At 70.1% G+C, this 22,212-nt stretch carries 20 protein-coding genes; 9 read left to right on the top strand and 11 right to left on the bottom strand.

From position 1 onward, the window contains the following. Positions 1 to 2: 2 nt before the first annotated feature. The 4 genes from ACR5MH_RS08875 to aroA form a co-directional block, all read right to left on the bottom strand. Positions 3 to 626 (bottom strand): acetate uptake transporter, encoded by a 624-nt coding sequence (locus tag ACR5MH_RS08875; protein WP_431346900.1) that lies wholly within the window; start codon positions 624 to 626, stop codon positions 3 to 5. 104 nt (positions 627 to 730) lie between these two features. Beyond that, on the bottom strand, positions 731 to 1,204 hold the full coding sequence (gene bcp, locus ACR5MH_RS08870; RefSeq protein WP_431346899.1) for a thioredoxin-dependent thiol peroxidase: 474 nt from the start codon (positions 1,202 to 1,204) through the stop codon (positions 731 to 733). 49 nt (positions 1,205 to 1,253) lie between these two features. After that, positions 1,254 to 2,300, bottom strand: a complete 1,047-nt coding sequence (rsgA, locus tag ACR5MH_RS08865; RefSeq protein ID WP_431346898.1) for a ribosome small subunit-dependent GTPase A — start codon at positions 2,298 to 2,300, stop codon at positions 1,254 to 1,256. Further along, positions 2,301 to 3,665, bottom strand: coding sequence for a 3-phosphoshikimate 1-carboxyvinyltransferase (gene aroA / locus ACR5MH_RS08860; protein ID WP_431346897.1), 1,365 nt, complete (start codon positions 3,663 to 3,665; stop codon positions 2,301 to 2,303). A 175-nt stretch (positions 3,666 to 3,840) separates the two neighbouring features. On the opposite strand from aroA, the gene ACR5MH_RS08855 reads away from it, so the two are divergent. Next, positions 3,841 to 4,449 carry a sigma-70 family RNA polymerase sigma factor gene (locus ACR5MH_RS08855; RefSeq protein ID WP_433862509.1) on the top strand — a complete coding sequence of 203 codons (609 nt, stop codon included), beginning with the start codon at positions 3,841 to 3,843 and terminating at the stop codon, positions 4,447 to 4,449. Further along, positions 4,446 to 4,691, top strand: coding sequence for a zf-HC2 domain-containing protein (locus ACR5MH_RS08850; protein WP_179607524.1), 246 nt, complete (start codon positions 4,446 to 4,448; stop codon positions 4,689 to 4,691). Before ACR5MH_RS08855 ends, ACR5MH_RS08850 begins: the two co-directional genes overlap by 4 nt. 115 nt (positions 4,692 to 4,806) lie before the next feature. Here the strand turns inward: ACR5MH_RS08850 and ACR5MH_RS08845 are convergent, their stop codons facing one another. Together ACR5MH_RS08845 and ACR5MH_RS08840 are read right to left on the bottom strand one after the other, a co-directional pair. Then, positions 4,807 to 5,586 (bottom strand): VOC family protein, encoded by a 780-nt coding sequence (locus tag ACR5MH_RS08845; RefSeq protein ID WP_431346895.1) that lies wholly within the window; start codon positions 5,584 to 5,586, stop codon positions 4,807 to 4,809. A 140-nt stretch (positions 5,587 to 5,726) separates the two neighbouring features. Then, on the bottom strand, positions 5,727 to 7,145 hold the full coding sequence (locus ACR5MH_RS08840; protein WP_433862508.1) for an MFS transporter: 1,419 nt from the start codon (positions 7,143 to 7,145) through the stop codon (positions 5,727 to 5,729). A 174-nt stretch (positions 7,146 to 7,319) separates the two neighbouring features. Here ACR5MH_RS08840 and ACR5MH_RS08835 point away from each other — a divergent pair, with 174 nt between their 5' ends. Continuing rightward, positions 7,320 to 9,677: a sulfatase-like hydrolase/transferase gene (locus tag ACR5MH_RS08835; RefSeq protein WP_431346893.1), complete on the top strand. Its 2,358-nt coding sequence runs from the start codon at positions 7,320 to 7,322 to the stop codon at positions 9,675 to 9,677. Positions 9,678 to 9,754: 77 nt separating this feature from the next. After that, the gene (locus tag ACR5MH_RS08830) at positions 9,755 to 10,861 is read left to right on the top strand and encodes an epoxide hydrolase family protein (RefSeq protein ID WP_431346892.1); all 1,107 of its coding nucleotides are present in this window, start codon (positions 9,755 to 9,757) and stop codon (positions 10,859 to 10,861) included. A 7-nt stretch (positions 10,862 to 10,868) separates the two neighbouring features. On the opposite strand, the gene ACR5MH_RS08825 is transcribed toward ACR5MH_RS08830, so the two are convergent. After that, complete coding sequence (locus tag ACR5MH_RS08825) at positions 10,869 to 11,153, bottom strand: ArsR/SmtB family transcription factor (RefSeq protein ID WP_431346891.1); 285 nt, start codon at positions 11,151 to 11,153, stop codon at positions 10,869 to 10,871. A 377-nt stretch (positions 11,154 to 11,530) separates the two neighbouring features. Beyond that, on the bottom strand, positions 11,531 to 15,382 hold the full coding sequence (locus ACR5MH_RS08820) for a multifunctional oxoglutarate decarboxylase/oxoglutarate dehydrogenase thiamine pyrophosphate-binding subunit/dihydrolipoyllysine-residue succinyltransferase subunit (protein ID WP_433862507.1): 3,852 nt from the start codon (positions 15,380 to 15,382) through the stop codon (positions 11,531 to 11,533). A gap of 155 nt (positions 15,383 to 15,537) precedes the next feature. On the opposite strand from ACR5MH_RS08820, the gene ACR5MH_RS08815 reads away from it, so the two are divergent. Continuing rightward, positions 15,538 to 16,977 (top strand): GuaB1 family IMP dehydrogenase-related protein, encoded by a 1,440-nt coding sequence (locus ACR5MH_RS08815; protein WP_431346890.1) that lies wholly within the window; start codon positions 15,538 to 15,540, stop codon positions 16,975 to 16,977. Positions 16,978 to 17,021: 44 nt separating this feature from the next. On the opposite strand, the gene ACR5MH_RS08810 is transcribed toward ACR5MH_RS08815, so the two are convergent. Then, a complete protein-coding gene (locus tag ACR5MH_RS08810) occupies positions 17,022 to 17,417 on the bottom strand; it encodes a hypothetical protein (protein ID WP_431346889.1) in 396 nt (131 codons plus the stop codon). Positions 17,418 to 17,631: 214 nt separating this feature from the next. On the opposite strand from ACR5MH_RS08810, the gene ACR5MH_RS08805 reads away from it, so the two are divergent. From ACR5MH_RS08805 to ACR5MH_RS08790, 4 genes are all read left to right on the top strand, one after another. Next, the gene (locus tag ACR5MH_RS08805) at positions 17,632 to 17,940 is read left to right on the top strand and encodes a CNNM domain-containing protein (protein ID WP_433862506.1); all 309 of its coding nucleotides are present in this window, start codon (positions 17,632 to 17,634) and stop codon (positions 17,938 to 17,940) included. Further along, positions 17,934 to 18,950, top strand: coding sequence for a hemolysin family protein (locus tag ACR5MH_RS08800; protein WP_433862505.1), 1,017 nt, complete (start codon positions 17,934 to 17,936; stop codon positions 18,948 to 18,950). The genes ACR5MH_RS08805 and ACR5MH_RS08800 overlap by 7 nt, the downstream gene beginning before the upstream one ends. Further along, on the top strand, positions 18,947 to 19,984 hold the full coding sequence (locus tag ACR5MH_RS08795; protein ID WP_431346888.1) for a hemolysin family protein: 1,038 nt from the start codon (positions 18,947 to 18,949) through the stop codon (positions 19,982 to 19,984). The genes ACR5MH_RS08800 and ACR5MH_RS08795 overlap by 4 nt, the downstream gene beginning before the upstream one ends. Positions 19,985 to 20,078: 94 nt before the next feature. Beyond that, the gene (locus ACR5MH_RS08790) at positions 20,079 to 20,465 is read left to right on the top strand and encodes a VOC family protein (protein ID WP_431346887.1); all 387 of its coding nucleotides are present in this window, start codon (positions 20,079 to 20,081) and stop codon (positions 20,463 to 20,465) included. A gap of 4 nt (positions 20,466 to 20,469) precedes the next feature. On the opposite strand, the gene ACR5MH_RS08785 is transcribed toward ACR5MH_RS08790, so the two are convergent. Both ACR5MH_RS08785 and ACR5MH_RS08780 read right to left on the bottom strand, forming a co-directional pair. Next, positions 20,470 to 21,555, bottom strand: coding sequence for an NADH:flavin oxidoreductase/NADH oxidase (locus ACR5MH_RS08785; protein ID WP_433862504.1), 1,086 nt, complete (start codon positions 21,553 to 21,555; stop codon positions 20,470 to 20,472). 8 nt (positions 21,556 to 21,563) lie between these two features. Beyond that, entirely contained in the window at positions 21,564 to 22,181 is a 618-nt protein-coding gene (locus ACR5MH_RS08780; RefSeq protein ID WP_431346886.1) for an HAD family hydrolase, read from the bottom strand. Between the last annotated feature and the right edge of the window lie 31 nt (positions 22,182 to 22,212).

The following is a 22,212-nucleotide window of genomic DNA, read 5'->3' as shown; positions in this document are numbered from 1 at the left end:
GGCTACCCCCGAGGCCATACCGGCAGCACCTCGCGCTTCCACGTCGCGTTCGTCACTCCGGCCCACGACGTGTACAGCGCGACGGCGGCCGTCGCCAGTCCGAGCCAGCCGCCGACCTTCGTCGCTCCCGACGCCCCCGACAGGTCACCGATCGTCAGCGCGACGAACGTCAGGGTGAGCAGGACGAACACGGTCAGCGTCGCTCCGTTGGTCTTCGCCGCGGCGACCGTCATCAGTGCCGTGAAGATCGTCCACGCCAGAAGGAAGAAGCCGACGCCCAGGGAACCCGCGTCGTCCGCCAGTCCCGGAGCCGTGCGCAGCCACCAGAACGACAGCCAGAAGGCGCCGTACGACGTGAAGGCGGTGGCCCCGAACGTGTTGCCCCGCGCGAACTCCCACAGCCCGGCCGCGAACTGCGTCAGGCCGCCGTAGAACAATGCCATCGCGACGGCCGTGGCACCCGCCTCGCCGACCAGGCCCGCGTTGGCCAGGCTCAGCAGCATCGTGGTCAGCGCGAACGCGGCGAGGCCGAGCGGGCCGGGATCGGCGACCTCGGCGCGGGCCGGCGTCGTGACCCGAGCCGGGCTCGTGGGGTGGGCGATGGGCCGCTCGGCGGTTGCGCTCATGCGGTGCACTCCTTCGTACGAGGTCGGCCGAAGCGGCCGTCCCTCGACATTAGAATGCCAGATCGCAGATTGCAAACACCTATTGGCAGCCCGGTCGGGTGAGGTCAGTCCAGGCCGAGCTTCTTGCGCAGCGACGCGACGTGGCCGGTGGCCTTCACGTTGTAGAGCGGCAGCCGCACGGTGCCGTCCGGGTTCAGCACGAAGGTGGAGCGGATGACGCCGGTGACCGTCTTGCCGTAGAGCTTCTTCTCGCCGTACGCGCCGTAGGCGTTGTGCACCGCGAGGTCCTCGTCCGACAGCAGCGGGAAATTCAGGCGCTCCTGCTCCTGGAACTCCTTGTTCTTCGCCGGGACGTCCTTCGAGATGCCGATGACGCGGTAGCCGCTGGAAGCGAGCGAGTTGAGATTGTCGCGGAAGTCGCAGGCCTCGGTGGTGCAGCCCGGCGTCATCGCGGCCGGGTAGAAGTAGACGATCACATTGTCGCCCGAGAAGTCGGAGAGCGAGACGGGCTTGCCGTCCTGGTCGTGGAGCGTGAAGGCGGGCGCGGGCTGTCCCGCTTCGAGTCGAACCTCAGTCATGCCTCCATTCTGCCCCTCGGGTCGGGTGTGTGACGCGGAGGCGGTCGGCTCAGCGGGCGAAGGTGGCGAGGAGGCGCTGGAGCGAGTCGAGGCGGGCGCGGCCGGTGTCGCCGAGGCGGCCCTCCTCGACGGCCTCGATGATCGCGCAGTCCGGCGCGTCCGGGAGGTGCGTGCAGCCGCGAGGGCAGTCCTCGGCGATCGCGGCGAGGTCGGTGAAGGATTTCAGGATGCTCGCCGTGTCCACATGGCCCAGTCCGAACGAGCGCACGCCGGGGGTGTCGATGACCCAGCCGTGGCCGTCCGCGTTCTCCACCCGCAGCGACACCGTGGAGGACGACGTGTGCCGTCCGCGCCCGGTCACGACGTTGACGTGGCCGGTCGCGCGCTTGGCGCCGGGGACGATCGCGTTCACCAGGGTGGACTTGCCGACGCCGGAGTGGCCGACCACCACGGTGTCGTGGCCGACCAGCGCGGCCGTGATCTCGTCCACCGGGATGTGGTCCTCCCGGCTGGTGAACACCGGGAGGTCGAGCCCGGCGAAGTTCTCCAGGAAGGGCGCCGGGTCGGCGAGGTCGATCTTGGTCACGCACAGCATCGGCTCGATGCCCGCGTCGTACGCCGCGACCAGGTAGCGGTCGACCAGGCGGGTACGCGGCTCCGGGTTGGCCGCGGCCACCACGATGAGCATCTGGTCGGCGTTGGCGACGACCACGCGCTCCACCTCGTCGGTGTCGTCCGCGCTGCGGCGCAGCAAGGTCGTGCGCGGCTCGATGCGCACGATGCGGGCGAGCGTGCCCTCCTCGCCGGTGGTGTCGCCGACGACGGCCACGCGGTCGCCGGTCACGATCGGCTTGCGCCTCAGCTCGCTCGCGCGTGCTGCCGTGATCTGGCGCTCGTCCGCTGTGTCCTCGTGAAGCAGGACGGTGTACCGGCCGCGGTCGACCCCGAGGACTCGCGCGATCTCGGCGTCGGCGTGCTCCGGCCGGGTCTTGGTGCGCGGCCGGTTGCCCTTGGGGTTCGGCCGCGAGCGGATGGTCGACTCGTCGTAGAGGTCGTACTCGTCGTCCTCGTCGTCGTCATCCGACCACCACGACATCTACGCCGCCGCGCCTTCGGCCAGCATCCGGGTCCAGAGCTGCGGGAACTGCGGCAGGGTCTTGGCGGTCGTCGCGATGTTCTCGATCTCCACGCCCGGGACGACCAGACCCACGATCGCGCCGGCGGTCGCCATCCGGTGGTCCTCGTAGCTGCGCCAGACGCCGCCGGTCAGCGGACGCGGCTCGATGCGGAGGCCGTCCTCCAGCTCGGTCACGGCGCCGCCGAGCCCGTTGAGCTCGGCCGCGAGGGCGGCGAGCCGGTCGGTCTCGTGGTGGCGGATGTGGCCGATGCCGGTGATCTCGCTCGGGCCGTCGGCGAAGGCCGCGATCGCCGCGATCGCGGGGACCAGCTCGCCGCCGGTCGAGAGGTCGATCGAGATCGGCTGGATGCGCTCCGGCCCGGTCACCGTGAGGCGGTCGCCGTCCTTCGCCACGGTCGCGCCGAACAGCGGCAGCAGGTCGGCGAGGTCGGCGCCCACCTGCGTGGTCGTCTCGGGCCAGCCGGTGATCGTGACCGATCCTCCGGTGACCACCGCGGCCGCCAGGAACGGGGCCGCGTTGGACAGGTCCGGCTCGATGTCGACGTCGCGCGCGCCGATGGCGCCGGGCCGCACGATCCAGTGACCGACCTCGGGCGACTCCACCGTCACATCGCGGGCGGCGAGGGCGGCGATGGTCATCTCGATGTGCGGGAGACTCGGGAGGCGCTCGCCGGAGTGCGTCAGGTCGAGACCCTCCTCGAACCGGCTCGCCGACAGCAGCAGCGCGCTGACGAACTGGCTGGAGCTGGACGCGTCGATCCCGATGGCGCCGCCCTGCACCGTGCCGGTGCCGTGGACCGTGAACGGCAGGGCGCCGCGGCCGTCATCGTTCACGTCGACGCCGAGCGCGCGCAGCGCCGCGATGATCGCGCCCATCGGCCGGCCGCGCGCCGAGTCGTCGGCGTCGAACATCGTCGGGCCGAGCGCGAGGCCGGCGAGCGGCGGCACGAAGCGCATCACGGTGCCCGCCTGGCCGCACTCGATCGTGGTGCTGCCCAGAAGCTCCTCCGCCGGAGTGATCAGGAAGTCGGCGCCGAACTCGCTGGCACCCGGCTGCTCGACGATCGAGACGCCGAGCGCGCGCAGCGCCTCCACCATGTTGGCGGTGTCGCGGGAATGCAATGGCGCGCGCAGCAGCGAGGGACCGTCGGCGAGGGCGGAGAGCACCAGCTCGCGTGCTGTCAGCGACTTGGAGCCGGGCAGCGAGACGGAGGCCGTGACCGGGCCGCCGGCGAGCGGCGCCGGCCAGAGCGTGTTCGGCTCCTCGGCGCGGTTGTCGCCGTACGGGTCGAAGTCAGGGGCGGAATATTTCGAGATGAGCATTGTTGTCAAGGGTATCCGTCATCGAGCCCGAAGGAAGGACCGGCCCGTGCCCGCAGCCGCTGCTGTCCTCGACGCCCCGCGCACCCGTGCGCTCGCGCCGTCGAGGGTCCGACCTCGCCACCGCATCCTGGGGCGTCGGGTCGCTCAGCCGTCGCCGCAACTAGACTGGCCCGTGATGAGCACCGAAACCGAGGACAAGGGCGCGCTGTTCGAAGAGCAGGCGCTTCCCTTCATGGACCAGCTCTACGCGGCCGCACTGCGCATGACGCGCAACCCGGCGGACGCGCAGGACCTGGTGCAGGAGACGTATGTGAAGGCGTACGCCGCCTTCGCGCAGTTCCAGCAGGGCACGAACCTGAAGGCGTGGCTGTACCGCATCCTCACCAACACGTTCATCAACACCTATCGCAAGAAGCAGCGCGAGCCGTACCAGGGGACGATCGACGAACTCGAGGACTGGCAGCTCGGAGGTGCGGAGTCGACCACCGCAACCTCCAGCCGCTCGGCCGAGGCGGAGGCGATCGACCACCTGCCCGACAGTGCCGTCAAGGACGCGCTTCAGGCCATTCCGGAGGACTTCCGGCTGGCCGTCTACCTCGCCGATGTCGAAGGGTTCTCCTACCAGGAGATCGCCGACATCATGAAGACCCCGATCGGCACCGTCATGAGCCGCCTCCACCGCGGCCGACGGATGCTTCGGGAGCTTCTGACCGACTACGCGCACGAACGCGGGCTCTCAGCGGTCCAGAGCCCGGCCGTGCAGACGACCAGGAGAACGAAATGACCGACTGCGGCTGTGAGAAGGCGAAGGCCGAACTCGAGGAGTACCTGCGCAACGAGCTCTGCAACGAGGATGCTGCAGACGTCCGCGAGCACCTCGCGAACTGCGACGGCTGCTCGAGCGAGGCGCACCTGAACGTCGTGCTGACCGAGGTGGTGCAGCGCGCCTGCAAGGAGACGGCGCCCGAGACGCTGCGCACCGAGGTGCTGCTGCGCATCCGGTCGTTCCAGGCGTCCGTGCACTGACGCTCGCGCGCCCCGATTCGTCACGAATGTCGGGTTTCGCGCGCGGAAACGCGCGATTCGTGACGAATGTGCTGCGCGGCTGAACGCGCGATTCGTGACGAATGTCGGCGGCGGGTCAGGCGATCGAGCCGGGGACCTCGTGCAGGAAGAAGAGGCCGCCGAGGGGGTCGGTGACCTGCGCGAAGCGGCCGAAGTCACTGTCCCACGGGTCGCGGATGGCGGTGCCCCCGAGTTCGACCACCCGGGCGACGGCTGTGGCCGCGTCCTGGACGCCGAAATACACGACCCAGTGCGACGGCACCCCGGGCGGCAGCATCCCGTCGGCATCGAACACTCCGCCGCTCGGCGACTCCGGCTCGCCGAAGGTCAGGTAGCGGAAGTCGGCGGTGTCGCCGAGCACCTGCGTCTTCCAGCCGAACACGCGCTTATAGAACTCGACCTGATCCCCGTAGCTGCGCGCGTACAGCTCGTGCCAGGACAGCCCGCCCACCTCGGCGACGAGCTCGAAGCCGCGGTGCTGCTCCGGCTCCCAGAGGCCGACGACCGCTCCGCCCGGGTCGGCCACGACCGCGAGGCGACCCTGGTCGCCGACCGTCATGGCGGGGGAGAGCACCTGCGCACCGGCGTTCGCCGACGCGCGCTCTCCGGCCTCGGCGTCCTCCACCAGCAGGTAGGTCAGCCATGCATTCGGCTGCTGGCCCTCCATCGCCTCGCCCATGCCGGCGACGAGACGCCCGTCGCGGCGGAAGGTCACGTAACCGCCGTACTCGCCGCCGCCGGCCTCGGCCGTCCAGCCGAACAGCGACGTGTAGAACTCCTGGGCGCGGGGAAGATCGGCGGCGGCATAGTCCACCCAGCAGGGTTCACCCAAACGGTGCGTGGTCACGACGGTCATGGCGTCAACCTACGCCCGTAGGCGCGCAGCTCGCGACCGGTCGTCCCGGTCCCGGTCGTGAGGTCCTCGCTCGGCGGGAGGAGGATCGCCACGACGTGAACCAGCTCCAGAGCCCACCCATCCGGTCGGTCGTTCGTCGCTCACCCGGTCCTCCCCGCCGTCGGCGCCCCCGCCGGAGCCGCCGCCGTGCGCGGCAGCAGCAGCGCCGCGATCAGCCCCGTCGCCCCGAGCACCGCCACCACGGCCATCGCGATGCCGTACGCCTCGCCTCCGCGCTGGAGGTTCGCCACCAGGATCGTGCCGGCGATGGCGGTGCCGAAGGTGGAGCCGAGGTTGGACACGCTGCGCGAGAGGCCGGAGATCTCGCCCTGCACCCGCTCCGGGAACGCCGACTGCACCACATTCACCGACGGGGTCAGCATGAGGCCGAGGCCGGCGCCGATGAGGAACAGTCCGGGCACGAACGGCCAGCCTCCCGTGGTCCCGGCGACCAGCCAGATCAGCAGCACCACTCCGGGCACGCACAGCACGAAGCCGGTGACGATCAGCCCGCGCTGCGAGAACCGACGCGCCAGCCTCCCCGCCAGCAGGGAGGTCAGCAGCAGTCCGATCGTCGCCGCGGTGAAGATCACCCCGGTCTGGATCGCGTTGTAGCCGCGCACCACCTGCAGGTACGCGGACACGGTGAACGAGGTCCCCATCAGGATGACCCACTGCAGGTTCTGGGTGATCAGCGCGAGGTTCGACACGCGCACCCGGAAGAGGCTCGTGGACAGCAGCGGCGCCCTCCCGGTCCGCTCGCGCCGGCGCACCCAGAGGAGGAACCCGATCAGGATCGCGACCCCGGCGATCACGAGCGCGATCATCAGCGGCACGCTCGTGTCGGCGGCAAGGATCCCCATCACCAGCACGAACAGGCCGAGCGCCGAAAGGATCGCGCCCACGGTGTCGAACGGCCGCTTCGGGTCTGCGGGCAGCGGGTCGGTCAGCGAGCGGCTGAGCAGCAGGATGACCACGATCACGAGGGCCTGGAACAGGAACGCGGCGCGCCAGCTGATCGCGGTCGTGATGAGCCCGCCGATGAGCGGGCCGGCCGCGGCGCCGACGCCGCCCATCCCGCTGATGATCCCGAACGCGACCGCGCGGGTCGGGATGTCCGGCAGGCAGATCGTCGTGAGGATGTAGACCGGCGGGATGAGCATCGCCGTGCCGACGCCCTCCAGCAGCGAGTTGCCCAGGATGACCGCCCACAGCCCCGGCGCGGCCGCCGTGACGAGCGCGCCCACCCCGTAGACGATCAGGCCGATGACGAAGCTGCGCTTGCGGCCGAGGTTGTCGGTCAGTTTGCCCATCGGGATCATCAGCGCCGCCATCGTGAGCAGGAACAGCGTGATGCTGACCTGGATGCCCTGGACCGTCGTGCCGAGGTCGCGCGACATGTCGTTGATCATCACGTTCATGTTCGAGCCGGCGAAGCTGCAGATGAACTGCGCCAGCGCAAGCGGTGCGATGATGCGGCGGATCGTGGCCTGCGAGGCCGCAGCGGTCGTTCCGGTCATGTCGGCTCCCGGGGTCCCCTCGCTTCCGATCAGTGCGTGCGGGCGGATGTTACTGCGGCCGGACCGGTCGGTGCAATCGGGGTTGCCGCAGCCGAACGGGCCGGGTTAGGGTGCGGCCGTCCGGCGTCCCCGGCGTCATGCGGCGTCGGCCGGCCGGAGACTGAGGGGGACGAAATGCCCGCACCGTTCCGAGGCCGCATCGACCTGGACATCCGCGACTCGGAGCCCGACTGGGCGCCGTTCGAGCCGCCCACGGCTCCGGAGGGCGCGCCGAACGTCGTCCTCATCGTGCTGGACGACGTCGGGTTCTCGGCGATGAGCTGCTACGGCGGCCCGATCGACACCCCGAACATCGACCGGCTGGCCGACTCGGGCGTGCGCTTCACGCAGTGGCACACGACGGCGCTGTGCTCGCCGACGCGCTCCGCCCTGCTCACCGGGCGCAACCACACCCGCAACTCGATGGCGTGCATCACGGAGGCCGCGACCGGCTTCCCGAACGCGAGCGGCACCATCCCGCAGGAGAACGGGATGCTCTCGCAGATCCTCGGGGAGCGGGGCTGGAACACCTACATCGTGGGCAAGTGGCACCTGTGCCCGTCCGATGAGATGAACCTGGCCTCCACCCGTCGCAACTGGCCGACCGGCCGCGGGTTCGAGCGTTTCTACGGCTTCCTCGGCGCCGAGACCAACCAGTGGTATCCGGACCTCGTCTACGACAACCACCCTGTCGACCAGCCGGCGTCGCCGGACGACGGCTACCACCTCACCGTCGACCTCACCGACAAGGCCATCGAGTTCATCGGCGATGCGAAGGCGCTGGCGCCCGACAAGCCGTTCTTCCTCTACTACGCGCCAGGAGCCGCGCACGCACCCCACCACGCTCCGAAGGAGTGGATCGAGAGGTTCGCCGGGCGCTTCGACGGCGGCTACGAGGCGATCCGGGAGGAGATCCTGCAGCGCCAGATCGCGCTCGGGCTGGTGCCCGAGGGGACGGAGCTGCCGCCCGTCAACCCGATCGGCACGCCGGAGACCCGCAGCGGACCGGACGGCCAGCCGTTCCCGCCGCTGGACGTGACGAAGCCGTGGGACTCCCTCGGCGACGACGAGAAGCGGCTCTACTCGCGGATGGCGGAGGTCTACGCCGGCTTCCTCGCGCACACCGACGACCAGATCGGGCGGCTGCTCGACTACCTGGAGGAGTCGGACACCCTCGACAACACACTGATCATGCTGGTGTCGGACAACGGCGCGAGCGGCGAGGGCGGCCCGGACGGCTCGGTGAACGAGAACAAGTTCTTCAACGGCATCCCGGACAGCCTGGAGGAGAACCTCGCGATGCTCGACGAGCTCGGCGGCCCGAAGACCTACAACCACTACCCGAACGGCTGGGCGATGGCCTTCAACACCCCGTTCAAGATGTGGAAGCGCTACGACTACAACGGCGGGACGGCCGACCCGTGCATCGTCTCCTGGCCGAAGAAGCTCGGGCACGGCGGCGAGCTGCGGCACCAGTACCATCACGCCGTCGACATCGTGCCGACCGTCCTGGACCTGCTGGAGGTGGAGGCGCCCGAGCAGATCGGCGGCCACGTGCAGTCCCGGATGGACGGGGTGAGCATGCGCTCGGCGGTCGCGGACGCGGACGAGCCGACCACGCGCCCGACGCAGTTCTACGCCATGCTGGGGTCGCGGTCCATCTGGCACAACGGCTGGAAGGCGGTGTCGAACCACCCCGTGCTGAGCGGCTGGAGCCGGTTCAACGATGACACCTGGGAGCTGTACCACACGGACGTCGACCGGTCGGAGGTGCACGACCTGGCGGCCGAGCATCCGGACAAGGTGCGCGAGCTGGTCAACCTGTGGTTCGCGGAGGCCGGCGCCAATCAGGCATTCCCGCTGGACGACCGCTCGGCGCTCGAGATCCTCCTGACTCCGCGGCCCCGGCTCACGAGCCCGCGCAACCGCTACGTCTACCGGGTGGGCGGCGCGGAGGTGCCCGAGACCGAGGCAGTCAACATCCGCAACCGCTCCTACGCGATCGGGGCGCTCGTCGACCTGCCGGACCGTGGGGCGGAGGGCGTGATCTTCGCGCACGGCGCCCGGTTCGGCGGCCACGCCCTGTACGTCAAGGACGGCCGGCTGCACTACGTCTACAACTTCGTCGGCAGCCTGGAGCAGCGGGTCGATGCGACCGAGGACCTCCCGACGGGCGAGGACATCATCCTGTCGGCGGCGTTCGAGAAGGACGGCGAGGAGGCGCCCGGTCTCGCCACCGGTGTCCTCAGCCTCTACCACGGCCAGCACAAGGTCGGGGAAGGCCGCATCAAGACCCAGCCGGGCTACTTCTCGCTCGCCGGAGAGGGACTCTGCGTCGGGTACGACAGCGGCGAGCCGGTGACCGACGACTACCCCGGCGTGCGGCCGTTCCGGTTCACCGGCGGCACGCTGCACCGGGTGGTCGTGGACGTCAGCGGCGAGCCGTATGTCGACCTGGAGCGGCAGGCCGCGGCGATGCTGGCGCGGGAGTAGCGGAGCACGCGGCCCGGCGGTTACGGCTGTCGGGCCCTGCGGCTATGGCTGTCGGGCCCTGCGGCTACGGTGGCGGCATGGCCATCGACGACTTCCGCATCCACGTGTCCGACGACATCCTCGCCGACCTGCGAGACCGCCTCGCGCGCACCCGCTACCTGCGCTCGCCGCGTCCCGGCTGGCAGGGCGGTCCCGGCGGGGAGGAGCTGCGCGCGCTCGTGGACGGTTGGCTCGCCTTCGACTGGCGTGCGGAGGAAGAACGGCTGAACGCGGTGGAGCAGCACGTCGCCGAGGTGGCCGGCCACCGCCTGCACTTCGCCCGCGTGCGCGGCACGGGAGCCGGCCCGCACACGCCGCTGCTGCTGCTGCACGGCTGGCCCAGCGCCTTCGTGGAGTATCTCCCGCTCGCGAGCCTGCTCTCGGACTCGTTCGACGTGATCGTCCCGTCGCTACCCGGGTTCGTGTTCTCGGAGGCGCTGGAGCCTCCGCTGACCCGCCGCGCGATCGCGGACGCGCTGCACGGGCTGATGACGGAGGCGCTCGGATTCGAGCGCTACGCGACGTTCGGCGGCGACATCGGCGGCGGGGCCTCCACCTGGCTCGGGGTCGACCACCCGGACAGCGTGGCCGGCATCCAGCTCCTGAGCGGGCCGTTCCCGGAAGGGGACGCGGCGGACGACGACGAGGCCCGCTACCTGGCCGCGCTGGACGAATACGACCGGCTGGACGGCGGCTACAGCGAGATCATGCTCACCCGCCCCGACACCATCGCAGCGGCGCTGAACGACTCCCCGGCCGGGTTACTCGCCTGGATCGCCGACAAGTGGCACGACTGGATCGACGACCGGGAGGGCGATGCCTGGCAACGTGTGGTCGACTCCGGCATCCTCTACACGATCGCGACGCTGTACTGGACCACCGACAGCATCGGGACGTCGTTCCAGCAGTACTACGACTACGAGCAGAACCCGCCGCGTCCGCCGCTCGCGGTGCCGGTCGGTGTCTACCTGGCGCGGGAACCGGCCATGTCGGGCTTCCCGCGCTCGCTGGCCGAGCGGGCGGCGCTGCGCCTGGTGGAGTTCGTGGAGGCGCCGGCGGGCGGCCACTTCGCCGGGTTCGAGTACCCGGAGGCCGCGGCGGAGGCGATCCGCGGCTTCCACGCGCGGGTGGGGGAGGACGGCTGACGCCGCGTCAGACCGACCTCAGGAACGACGACACGATATCGAGCGAGCCGGGCACGATGCGGTAGTACGCCCAGGTGCCGCGCTTGCTGCGGCTGAGGAAACCTGCGTCAACCAGGATCTTCAGGTGGTGGGAGACCGTCGGCTGGGAGAGGTCGAGCGGCTCGGTGAGGTCGCAGACGCACGCCTCGCCGTCCGCGTGCGCGGCGACCATCGAGAGGAGCCGGAGACGGGCCGGGTCGGTAAGCGCCTTCATCGCGCGGGCGACCGAGACGGCGTTCTCCTCGCTGATCACCTCTGCGGTGATGGGCGCGCAGCAGGCCTGGAGGTCGCGCAGGGGAGGAGCTCGGTGATCGCCATGTGTCGATCATCGCGCATATATTGACAAACGTCAATGTATGTGGCCATGCTGGATTCATCGACAAACGTCGATGAAGAAGGGAGAACGACCATGGGATGCTGCGACACGACCGAATGCCAGCCGCTGCCGGACGGGTCCTGCCTGCCGGATTGTTGCTAAGAGCACAGCGCTGCTGACGGCGACCCGGGCCGCCGCCCGCATCGGGCGGCGGCCCACCACCTTGTCCGACCTAGCGGCCCCCCGAAGAGCAGACAACGCCAGGAGCCGCGACCCGAATCGGACCGCGGCTCCTGGCGTTGTCAACGCGAGGACTAGAGCGTCAGCGCGCGCTGGATCAGCAGCGACTGCTCCTGCGCGTGGCGCTTCGCCGAGCCGGCGGCGGGCGACGCCGACGCCGGTCGCGAGATGACGCCGATCGGGCGCGGGCCCAGCTTGGAGGTCTCCAGGATGATGAACGGCCAGGCGCCCTGGTTCTCCGGCTCGTCCTGCACCCAGACCAGCTCGGCGTTGGGGTAGGAGTCCGCCGCCGCCTTCAGCTCGGCGCCGGGGAGCGGGTAGTACTGTTCCAGGCGCACCAGGGCGATCTCCGGGTTCGGGTTCTTCTCCAGTTCGCTCGCGAGATCGTGGTAGAGCTTGCCGGCCATGAACAGCACGCGCTTGACGGCCGCCTTGTCGGTGATCCGCGCGTCGTCGATGACCGGCTCGAACTTGCCGTTCGTGAAGTCGGCCACGTTGCTCGACGCACCGCGGAGGCGCAGCATCGCCTTCGGCGTGAACACCACCAGCGGGCGGCGCGGCCGGGCGTAGGCCTGGCGGCGCAGCAGGTGGAAGTACGACGCCGGGGTCGACGGGCGCGCGACGGTCATGTTGTTCTCGGCGCAGAGCTGCAGATAGCGCTCGATGCGCGCACTGGAGTGGTCCGGCCCCTGGCCCTCGTAGCCGTGCGGGAGCAGCAGCACCAGCGACGAGCGCTGGCCCCACTTCTGCTCGGCCGAGGAGATGAACTCGTCGATGATGATCTGGGCGCCGTTGGCGAAGTCGCCGAACTGCGCCTCCCACAGCACCAGGGCGTCCGCCCGCTCGACCGAGTAGCCGTACTCGAAGCCCATCGCGGCGTACTCGCTCAGCAGCGAGTCGTAGATCCAGAACTTCGCCTGGTTGTCGCTGAGGTTCGCCAGCGGCAGCCACTCCTGGCCGTTCAGCCGGTCGTGCAGCACGGCGTGGCGCTGCACGAACGTGCCGCGGCGCGAGTCCTGGCCGACGAGGCGCACCGGGGTGCCCTCCAGCAGCACGCTGCCGAGCGCCAGCAGCTCGCCGAAGCCCCAGTCGATGCTGCCGTTGCGGCTCATGTCGCTGCGCTTGTTGAGGAGCTGCTGCAGCTTCGGGTGCACAGTGAAGCCCGCGGGCGGGTTGTTGAACGCGTCGCCGATGAGCTGGATGACCTGCGCGCTGACGGCCGTGGTGTCCGGCTCGCCGACGTTGTCGTTCTCGTCCTGCTGGGCGATCGGGTGCTCGATGTCTGCCGTGGCCTCGCCCTGCGTGATGATCGGCACGGAGTTGGTCTGGGCGGCGTGCGTCTCCATGAAGGCGCGCTCGAGACGGTCCTGGAAGTCCGCGTGCGCAGCTTCGTACTCCTCCTGGGTGATGTCGCCGCGGCCGACGAGGGCCTCGGTGTAGAGGCGGCGCACGGAACGCTTGGCCTCGATGAGGTTGTACATCAGCGGCTGCGTCATCGAGGGGTCGTCGCCCTCGTTGTGGCCGCGGCGCCGGTACACGATGAGGTCGACGACGACGTCGCGCTTGAACTCCTGGCGGTATTCGAAGGCGAGCTGCGCGACGCGCACCACGGCCTCCGGATCGTCGCCGTTCACGTGGAAGATCGGCGCCTGGATCGTCTTCGCCACGTCCGTCGAGTAGACCGACGTGCGGCCCTCGCCGGGCGGGGTGGTGAAGCCGACCTGGTTGTTGATGTTGACGTGGATGGTGCCGCCGGTGCGGTAGGCCCGGAGCTGCGACATCTGCATCTGCTCGACCACGATGCCCTGGCCGGCCATCGCCGCGTCGCCGTGGACGAGGATCGGCAGGGTGAGGAAGGTGCCGGCCGGGCGGCGGTCCTGCTTGGCGCGGACGATGCCCTCCAGGACGCCGTCGACGGCCTCCAGGTGCGAGGGGTTCGCCGCGAGGTAGACCGGGATCTCGGCGTCGTCGGCGCCCTTGAAAGTGCCCTCGGTGCCGAGGTGGTACTTGACGTCGCCGGAGCCCTGGACCGTGCGCGGGTCCTGGGTGCCTTCGAACTCGCGGAAGATCTGACCGTAGGTCTTGCCCGCGATGTTGGTGAGCACGTTCAGGCGGCCGCGGTGGGCCATGCCGATCGCGGCCTCGTCGAGCCTGGCCTCCGCCGCGCTCTGCAGGATGGTGTCGAGCAGCGCGATGGTGGACTCGCCGCCCTCCAGGCTGAAGCGCTTCTGGCCGACGTACTTGGTCTGCAGGAAGGTCTCGAACGCCTCCGCCTCGTTGAGCTTGCCCATGATGCGGAGCTGCTCGTCGTGGGTCGGCTTCTCGTAGGGGCGCTCCAGCTTGTCCTGGATCCATTTGCGCTGGGCCGGGTCCTGGATGTGCATGTACTCGACGCCGACGGTGCGGCAGTACGAGTCGCGCAGCACGCCGAGGATGTCGCGCAGCTTCATCTTGCGCTTGTCGCCGCCGAACGCGCCGGTGACGAATTCGCGGTCGAGGTCCCAGAAGGTGAGGCCGTGGTTCTCGATCTCGAGGTCCGGGTGGCTGCGCTGGACGTACTCCAGCGGGTCGATGTCGGCCATGAGGTGGCCGCGCACCCGGTAGGAGTTGATCAGCTCCTGGACGCGGGCGGTCTTGTCGACGGCGCTCGCCAGGTCGACCGAGATGTCCGGGTTCCAGTGGATCGGCATGTAGGGGATGCGCAGCTCGGCGAAGATGTCCTCGTAGAAGCTGCGCTTGCCGATCAGCAGCTCGTGCACGATCTTGAGGAACTCGCCGGAGCCGGCGCCCTGGATGACGCGGTGGTCGTAGGTGCTGGTCAGCGTGATCGTCTTGCCGATCGCGAGCCCGGCCAGCGTCTTCTCGCTGGAGCCCTGGAACTCGGCCGGGTACTCGAGCGCGCCGGCGCCGATGATGGCGCCCTGGCCCTTCATCAGGCGCGGCACGGAGTGGACCGTGCCGATGCCGCCCGGGTTGGTCAGCGAGATGGTGGTGCCGGCGAAGTCGCCCGCCGTGAGCTTGTTGTTCCGGGCCTTCGAGACGAGGTCTTCGTAGGCGGCGAGGTACTCGCCGAAGCGCATCGTGTCGGCGCGCTTGATGCTCGGCACGAGCAGTGCGCGGGTGCCGTCGGGCTTCGGGAGGTCGATCGCGATGCCGAGGTTGATGTGCGCCGGGGCGACGACGGAGGGTTTGCCGTCGACCTCCTCGTAGAACACGTTCTGGCTCGGGAACTGCTTGAGCGCCTGGATGAGCGCCCAGCCGATCAGGTGGGTGAACGACACCTTGCCGCCACGGGCGCGCTTGAGGTGGTTGTTGATGACGATGCGGTTGTCGATCATCAGCTTGGCGGGGATGGTCCGCACGCTGGTCGCCGTCGGAACGGTGAGCGACGCGTCCATGTTCGTGGCCAGCGACTTCGCCATACCGCGCAGCGGGGTGACCTTGTCCTCCTCGGCCGGCTCCACCGTGGCGTTGGGCGCGGTGACCGGGGCGTCGGCCGGAACAGGCTGGGGCTTCGGTGCGATTGAGGTGGTGCGCGCCACCGGCTGGGCGCCGATGATCGGGATGGGGGTCGTGACGGGGCGGGGCTCGGAGGCCGACTCGGCCGGCGGCGCGGGCTGCTCGGGAGCGCCGGGTGCGGGCGCCGGCGCCGGCGGCTGCGCGGGGGGAGTCGGGACCGTCGGCTCGGCCGGGGTCGGGACGGTCGGCTCGCTGGGGGTGGGGACGCTCGGCTCTGCGGGCGTCGGGGCGGGGGTCTCGCTCGGAGTGGAGGACTCGCCCTCCTTCACGGTCGGCTTGTAGCTCTCCAGGACAGGCCACCAGGACTTGTCGACCGAGTTCCTGTCCTGGAGGAACTGTTCGTACAGCTCCTCGACGAGCCATTCGTTGGCTCCGAACTCACCCGACGATCCGTCGTCGGTTCCCACTCCGGTCAATTGGCTCGACACAGCCGATCGCCCACTCTCTCCGTTGATTCGTTACGATCGGGCGGCCTCGGGCCACCCGTTCCATCCGAGCATCAAGCCTAATCCCATCCGCGGCCCGGTGCGGGCGTCCGGCCCGGGAGGCTACCGTTATTCCCATGCAGTTCTATGCGACGACTCCGCGGCACGACCTCACCTACTCGGACGTCTTCCTGGTTCCCTCGCGATCGAACGTGACGAGCCGCCTCGACGTGTCGCTCGCGCCCCAGGACGGCACCGGCGCGACCATCCCGATCGTGTCCGCCAATATGAACTCGGTGACGGGCAAGCGGCTGGCCGCCACGCTCGCCCGCCGCGGCGGCCTCGGCGTGCTTCCGCAGGACATGCACCTGCAGGACTTGGACGAAGCGATCCGGTGGGTCAAGGCGCAGCCGGTGGCCTTCGACACCCCCTACGAGGCGCGTCCGGAGGAGACCGTGGCCGACGTGCTGCGGCGCGTGCCGGCCGTCGAGGGGCACGGCGTGGTCGTGAGCGACGACGCCGGCACGTACCTCGGCTGCCTCGCGGCCGTCCAGCTCGGCTCGGCGCTGGCGGACGCGCGGATCGGGGACCTGCTGCACGGGGCGCTCACGTCGCTCGACGCCGACGACCTCCCCGACGGCCGGGCGGCGTTCGAGGTGATGGACGCCGCGGGCCTCGCCTTCGCGCCGGTGCTCTCGCACGGCCGTGTGGTCGGCACGCTCAGCCGCACGAGCGCACTGCGCTCCACCATCTACACGCCGGCGCTCGACGCCCACGGGCGCCTGCGCGTGGCGGCGGCGGTCGGCATCAACGGCGACGTCGCGTCGAAGGCCAAGGCGCTCGCGGCTGCCGGTGTCGACGTGCTCGTGATCGACACCGCGCACGGCGACCAGGACGGCATGCGCCGGGCCATCCACACCGTCAAGCAGCTCGGGCTCGGGCTTCCGATCGTCGCGGGCAACGTGGTGACGGAGCAGGCCGTGCGCGATCTGGTCGCGGCCGGCGCCGACATCCTGAAGGTCGGCGTCGGTCCGGGCGCGATGTGCACCACCCGCATGATGACCGCGGTCGGCCGCCCGCAGTTCTCCGCGGTGCTGGAGACCAGCGCGACCGCGCGCGGACTCGGCGCGCACGTTTGGGCGGACGGCGGCGTGCGGTACCCGCGCGACGTCGCGCTGGCGCTCGCCGCGGGCGGGGCGTCGGTGATGATCGGCTCGTGGTTCGCCGGCACGATCGAGGCGCCGGGGGCGATCGTGAGCGACGAGCACGGCGCGCTGTACAAGGAGAGCTGGGGGATGGCCTCCACCAAGGCGGTCACCGGCCGGTTCGAGCGTCTCGACGCGTTCGACCGGGCCCGCAAGACGCTGTTCGCCGAGGGCATCTCCAGCTCGCGCATCTACCTGGACCCGCTGCGGCCCTCGGTGGAGGACCTGCTCGACATGATCACGACCGGCCTGCGCAGCTCGTTCACGTACGCGGGCGCACGCACCCTCGCCGAGTTCCACGACCGCGCCCTTGTCGGCATCCAGTCCGCCGCCGGCTACGAGGAGGGCAAGGCCCTCCCCGTGAGCTGGTGAGCATTCGCCGAGTACGCGGATAATCTGCGTACTCGGGGGTGGGTTTACGAGCCGTTTCCGGACTGGCCGCCGAAGCCGCCGTTGCCGCCGAAGCCGCCGTTGCCGCCGTTACCGCCGTTGCCGCCGAACTGGCGCGGGGTGAAGTTCTGGTTCGTGCCGAAGCCGGTACGCCCGTTGCCGTCGAAGGCGTGGGCGGTGAAGTAGCCGGCGAAGAAGATGACGACGAGGATGGCGACCGCGCCGACCGCGAGCGCCGTGTTCTGCGCCCAGCTCGGCCAGCGGTGCAGGACGCTGTTGTAGCTCGGCCCGGCCGGCTTCGCGGGAGGGACGGGCACGGCGGGCGGTGCGTAGTTCGGGGCGGGCTGGGCGTACGGCGGCTGCTGTCCGTACTGCGGCGCCGGCTGCCAGGGCCGGCCGGGGTCGGGTGCTGCGGTGCTCATGGACGGTTCCTCTCGGTGGGGCTTCTGCCGCGAGGATGCCGCCGCTCGCTTCGGGGGCCCTATGGCGAGTCGATGCGCCCGCTGGGAATCGCGCGGATGGCCCGCCATGCCCGGCATTTCCGCGGACCGCGCCGCTATACTGCTCGGGAAATGGACGACCCTCCTTCTGCCAGCCCATTCCAACCGATGAGTCCGCCCGGGCGGGGTGGTCGCCGTGCTCTCTGAGTGGATCATGCTGGGGGTCGGCCTCCTGCTGACCGTCGGCACCGGCCTCTTCGTCGCCAGCGAGTTCGCCCTGGTGAACCTCGACCGCGCCGACCTCGAGGCGCGACGGGAGCGCGGCGAGTCGCGGCTGACCATGACCATCGCCGCGCTCAAGATCACGTCCACACACCTCTCGAGCGCACAGCTCGGCATCACGCTGACGACGCTCCTGACCGGTTACACGATGGAGCCCGCGATCAGCTCGCTGCTGCGCGACCCGCTCACGGTCCTGGGCCTCCCGGGGGCGCGGTCGTGGTGATCGCGTCGGTGGTCGCCATCACCGTGGCGACCCTGCTGTCGATGATCCTCGGCGAGCTGGTGCCCAAGAACTTCGCGCTCGCCCTGCCGATCGCGACGGCCAAGCTGGTCATCCCGTTCCAAACCGTGTTCACCACCGTCTTCCGTCCGTTCGTCTTCCTGCTCAACGGCACGGCCAACGGGTTCCTGCGGATGCTCGGCATCGAGCCGAAGGAGGAGCTGTCGGCGGCCCGCACCGCCGACGAGCTGTCGTCCCTGGTGCGCCGGTCCGCGAGCGCCGGCGTGCTGGAGGCCGACACCGCGACGCTGCTCAGCCGCACGCTCGCGTTCTCGTCGCGCACCGCCTCGGACGTCATGACGCCGCGGCCCCGGGTGGAGGCCGTCAAGCGCACCGACCCGGCGCAGACCGTCATCGGGCTCGCCCGCAGCACCGGCTACTCGCGGTTCCCGGTCGTGGACGAGGACGTGGACGACGTCGTCGGCTTCGTCCACGTCAAGCAGGCCGTCGCCGTTCCGCGCGAGCGCCGCGAGCGCGTGCCCGTCTCCGCGCTCCAGACGGAGGCGCTCCGTGTGCCGGAGACGATGACCCTCGACACTCTGCTCGGCGAGCTCCGCGGCCAGGGCTACCAGATGGCCGTCGTCGTAGACGAGTACGGCGGCACCTCCGGCATCGCGACGCTGGAGGACCTGGTCGAGGAGATCGTCGGCGAGGTCGCCGACGAGCACGACCGCACGCGGGCCGGCGTGGTCCGCGGCCGGGACTCCATCACCTTCCCGGGCATCCTGCGCCCGGACGAGCTCCTGGAGCAGGCCGGCGTGACCGTGCCGGAGGAGGGGCCGTACGAGACGGTCGCCGGCTTCGTCATGAACGAGCTCGGCCGCCTCCCGAAGGTCGGCGACGAGGTCCCGATCGAGGGCGGCACGCTCCGCGTCGAGCGGCTGGAGGGGCGGAGGGTCGACAGGATCCGTTACACGCCCGATCCCGAGCTCCCGGCGGGAGGTGCGGCATGAGCGACTGGGCCGGCATCGCCTGGCTGGTGGTGCTCCTTCTCGTGAACGCGTTCTTCGTCGGCGCCGAGTTCGCGGTCATCTCCGCGCGCCGCTCGCAGATCGAGCCGCTCGCCGAGCGCGGCAAGCGCAGCGCCAAGACCGCGCTGTACGCGATGGAGCATGCGACGCTCATGCTCGCGACGACGCAGCTCGGCATCACGGTGTGCTCGCTGCTGATCCTGAACGTCTCGGAGCCGGCCATCCACCACCTGCTGGAGGTCCCGCTCCACGCGACGGGCTGGTCGGAGGACGTGATCGGCACGGTCGCGTTCATCGTCGCGCTGGTCGTGGTGTCGTTCCTGCACGTGGTCTTCGGCGAGATGGTTCCGAAGAACATCTCGTTCTCGATGCCCGACCGCGCCGCCCTGCTGCTCGCGCCTCCGCTGGTCGGGATCGGCCGGGCGGTCCGCCCGATCATCGTGGCGCTGAACGCGAGCGCGAACGCGGTGCTCCGCCTGTTCCGGGTGGAGCCGAAGGACGAGGCGGCCAGCACTTTCACCCTCGACGAGGTGGCCACGATCGTGAGCCAGTCCACGCGCGAGGGCCTGCTGACCGACCGGATCGGAGCGCTGACGGCGGCGTTCGAGTTCACGGAGAAGAAGGTGCGCGACGCGATGGTCAAGCCGGAGACGCTGGTCTCGCTGCCGCCTGCTCCGACGCCCGCGGACGTGGAGAAGGCGGTCGCCAAGTACGGTTTCTCGCGCTACGTCGTGCCGGACGGCGACGGCGAGCCGACCGGCTACCTGCACCTGAAGGACGTGCTCGACCTCGAGGAGACCGGTTTCGAGCTCCCGGTGCCCGCCAAGCGGATCCGCCGCCTGGTCACGGTGTTCATCGACTCCGACCTGGAGGACGCGCTCGCCAGCATGCGCCGCACCGGCAGCCACCTGGCGCGCGCAGTCGACGGCGAGGGCACGACGGCCGGCGTGGTGTTCCTGGAGGACATCATCGAGGAGCTCGTCGGCGAAGTGCAGGACGCGACGCGACGGCTGTAGACCTTTCTGTTCTGCTCTAGACCCTTCTGTTCAGGGGCCAAAGCCCCACTGCCGGAGTAGCATGCCGCCCGGAATGAAGAGGAGAGGAATTCTCATGTTATCGTCGAGCAAGACGTACTCCGTCCTTCCTGCTTCGGACCTGGCGCGCGCCACCGCGTGGTTCCGCGACAAGCTCGAACTCGAACCGGAGGACACCAGCGAGCAGGGGGTCCGCTACCGCACTGGTGGGGACTCCTGGATCTACATCTACGAGACGTCCAACGCCGGAACCGCGCAGAACACCGCCATGTGCTGGCTGGTGGACGACATCGCGGCCGAGATGGAGCACCTGCGCGGCAGGGGAGTGCAGTTCGCGGACTACGACTTCCCCGGTCTGAAGACCGAGAACGGGGTCGCGACGGACGACTCGGGCAAGTCGGCCTGGTTCCAGGACAGCGAGGGCAACTATCTCTGCCTGACGCAGCCCATCACGCCGATGTAGCGGGTCAGTCGCGCCACGCCGCCCGCAGGTACTGCGGCGGCCAGTAGTCGATCCTGACGCCGAGCTCGTGAGCGGCCCGCAGCGGGAAGTGCGGGTCGCGCAGGAGTTCGCGCGCCAGCATGACCGCGTCGGCGCTGCCGCCCTCCACGATGTCGGCCGCCTGCTGCGGCGTGGTGATCAGGCCCACGGCGCTCACGTCCACCTCGGCCGAGCTGCGGACGTGCTCCGCGAACGGCACCTGGTAGCCCGGCTGGGTGGGGATCCGGACCCCGGTCTGGATGCCGCCGGAGGAGATGTCGAAGAAATCGGCCCCGGCCTCCTGCGCCCAGCCCGCGACGATCGCGGTCTGCTGCTCGTCCCAGCCGCCCGGCGTCCAGTCGCTGCCGGAGAACCGCACGAACAGCGGCAGGTCGTCGCCGATCTCCTCGCGCACCGCCGCGACGATGCGCAGCAGCAGCCGGGCACGGTTCTCGAGCGAGCCGCCGTAGTCGTCGGTGCGGTGGTTGGCGACGGGGGAGAGGAACTCGTGCAGCAGGTAGCCGTGCGCGGCGTGCAGTTCCAGAATGCGGAAGCCCACGTCCGCGGCGCGGCGGGCCGCGGCGCGGAAGTCGGCGACGATCCGGTCGATGCCGTCGAGGTCGAGCTCCTGCGGCACGTCGTAGTCGCCGAACGCGATCGGCGACGGCGCGACGGCGGTCCAGCCGCCTTCGTCCGCCGGGACCGAGCCGTGCCGGTCCTCGAAGCCCCACGCCGGCCAGCTCGACGCCTTGCGGCCGGCGTGCGCGAGCTGGATGGCGGGGACGGCGCCCTGAGACGCGACGAACTCCACGATCGGCCGCCAGGCCTCGGCCTGCTCGTCCGACCAGATGCCGGTGTCGCGCGGCGAGATGCGGCCCTCCGCGTCGACGGCGGTCGCCTCGGTGAAGACGATCCCGCTGCCTCCCGTCGCGAGGGAGCCGAGGTGGACGAGCTGCCAGGTCTGCGGAACACCCGAGTGGTCGAGCACGGAGTACTGGCACATGGGGGAGGTCCAGATCCGGTTGCGGACCGTCACGCCGCGCAGGGTCAGCGGATCGAAGAGCGAAGTCATACTCGTTACTAAGCCGCCAGAGTCTGGAGATATGCCCGGAGGTCCTCTGCGGACGTGTAGACGTGGCCGGCGATCCCGAGCGTGCGGGCCCCTTCCACGTTCTCGGGCTTGTTGTCGATGAAGATGGTCTGCGCGGGCGTGACGCCGAGCTCGGCCATGACGTGCTCGAAGATCGCGGCGCTCGGCTTGACCGTGCCCAGCTCGCCGCTGACGAAGACCTGCTCGAACAGGTCGCCGAGCGTCCCGTGCCGGAAGTAGGAGCCGAAGTCGCGGCCGGCGTTCGACAGCAGCGCCAGGCGGGTGCCGCCGGCCTTGAGGTCGAGCAGCACCTGGAGGGTGTCGTGGTCGATGGTGAGCCAGCTCCGGAAGTCGGCGAGCCACAGCCGGTGGATCGTGGCGTCCTCCCAGTTCTCGCCGAGCTCCCGCTCGATACCGCGCCAGTACTGCTGGATCGACAGCGTGCCCTGATCGAGTGCGTTCCGGTGCCGCCAGTACGCCGGCCAGAACTGCTCGGCGTCGCCGCCGGCGAGCCCCACGAGCGCGGTGCGGTCCGCTTCGCTCGGGGTGACCGAGATGACCTCGCCGTAGTCGAAGACGACCACCGAACCGGGGATGGAGATGCTCACCGCTTCAACCTATCGTGGGCGGGGGTTCAAC

The organism is Streptomyces sp. L7 (assembly GCF_050990935.1).
Taxonomy (GTDB): Bacteria; Actinomycetota; Actinomycetes; order Actinomycetales; family Microbacteriaceae; genus Leifsonia.
This window is presented reverse-complemented; position numbering and strand designations above follow the sequence as displayed.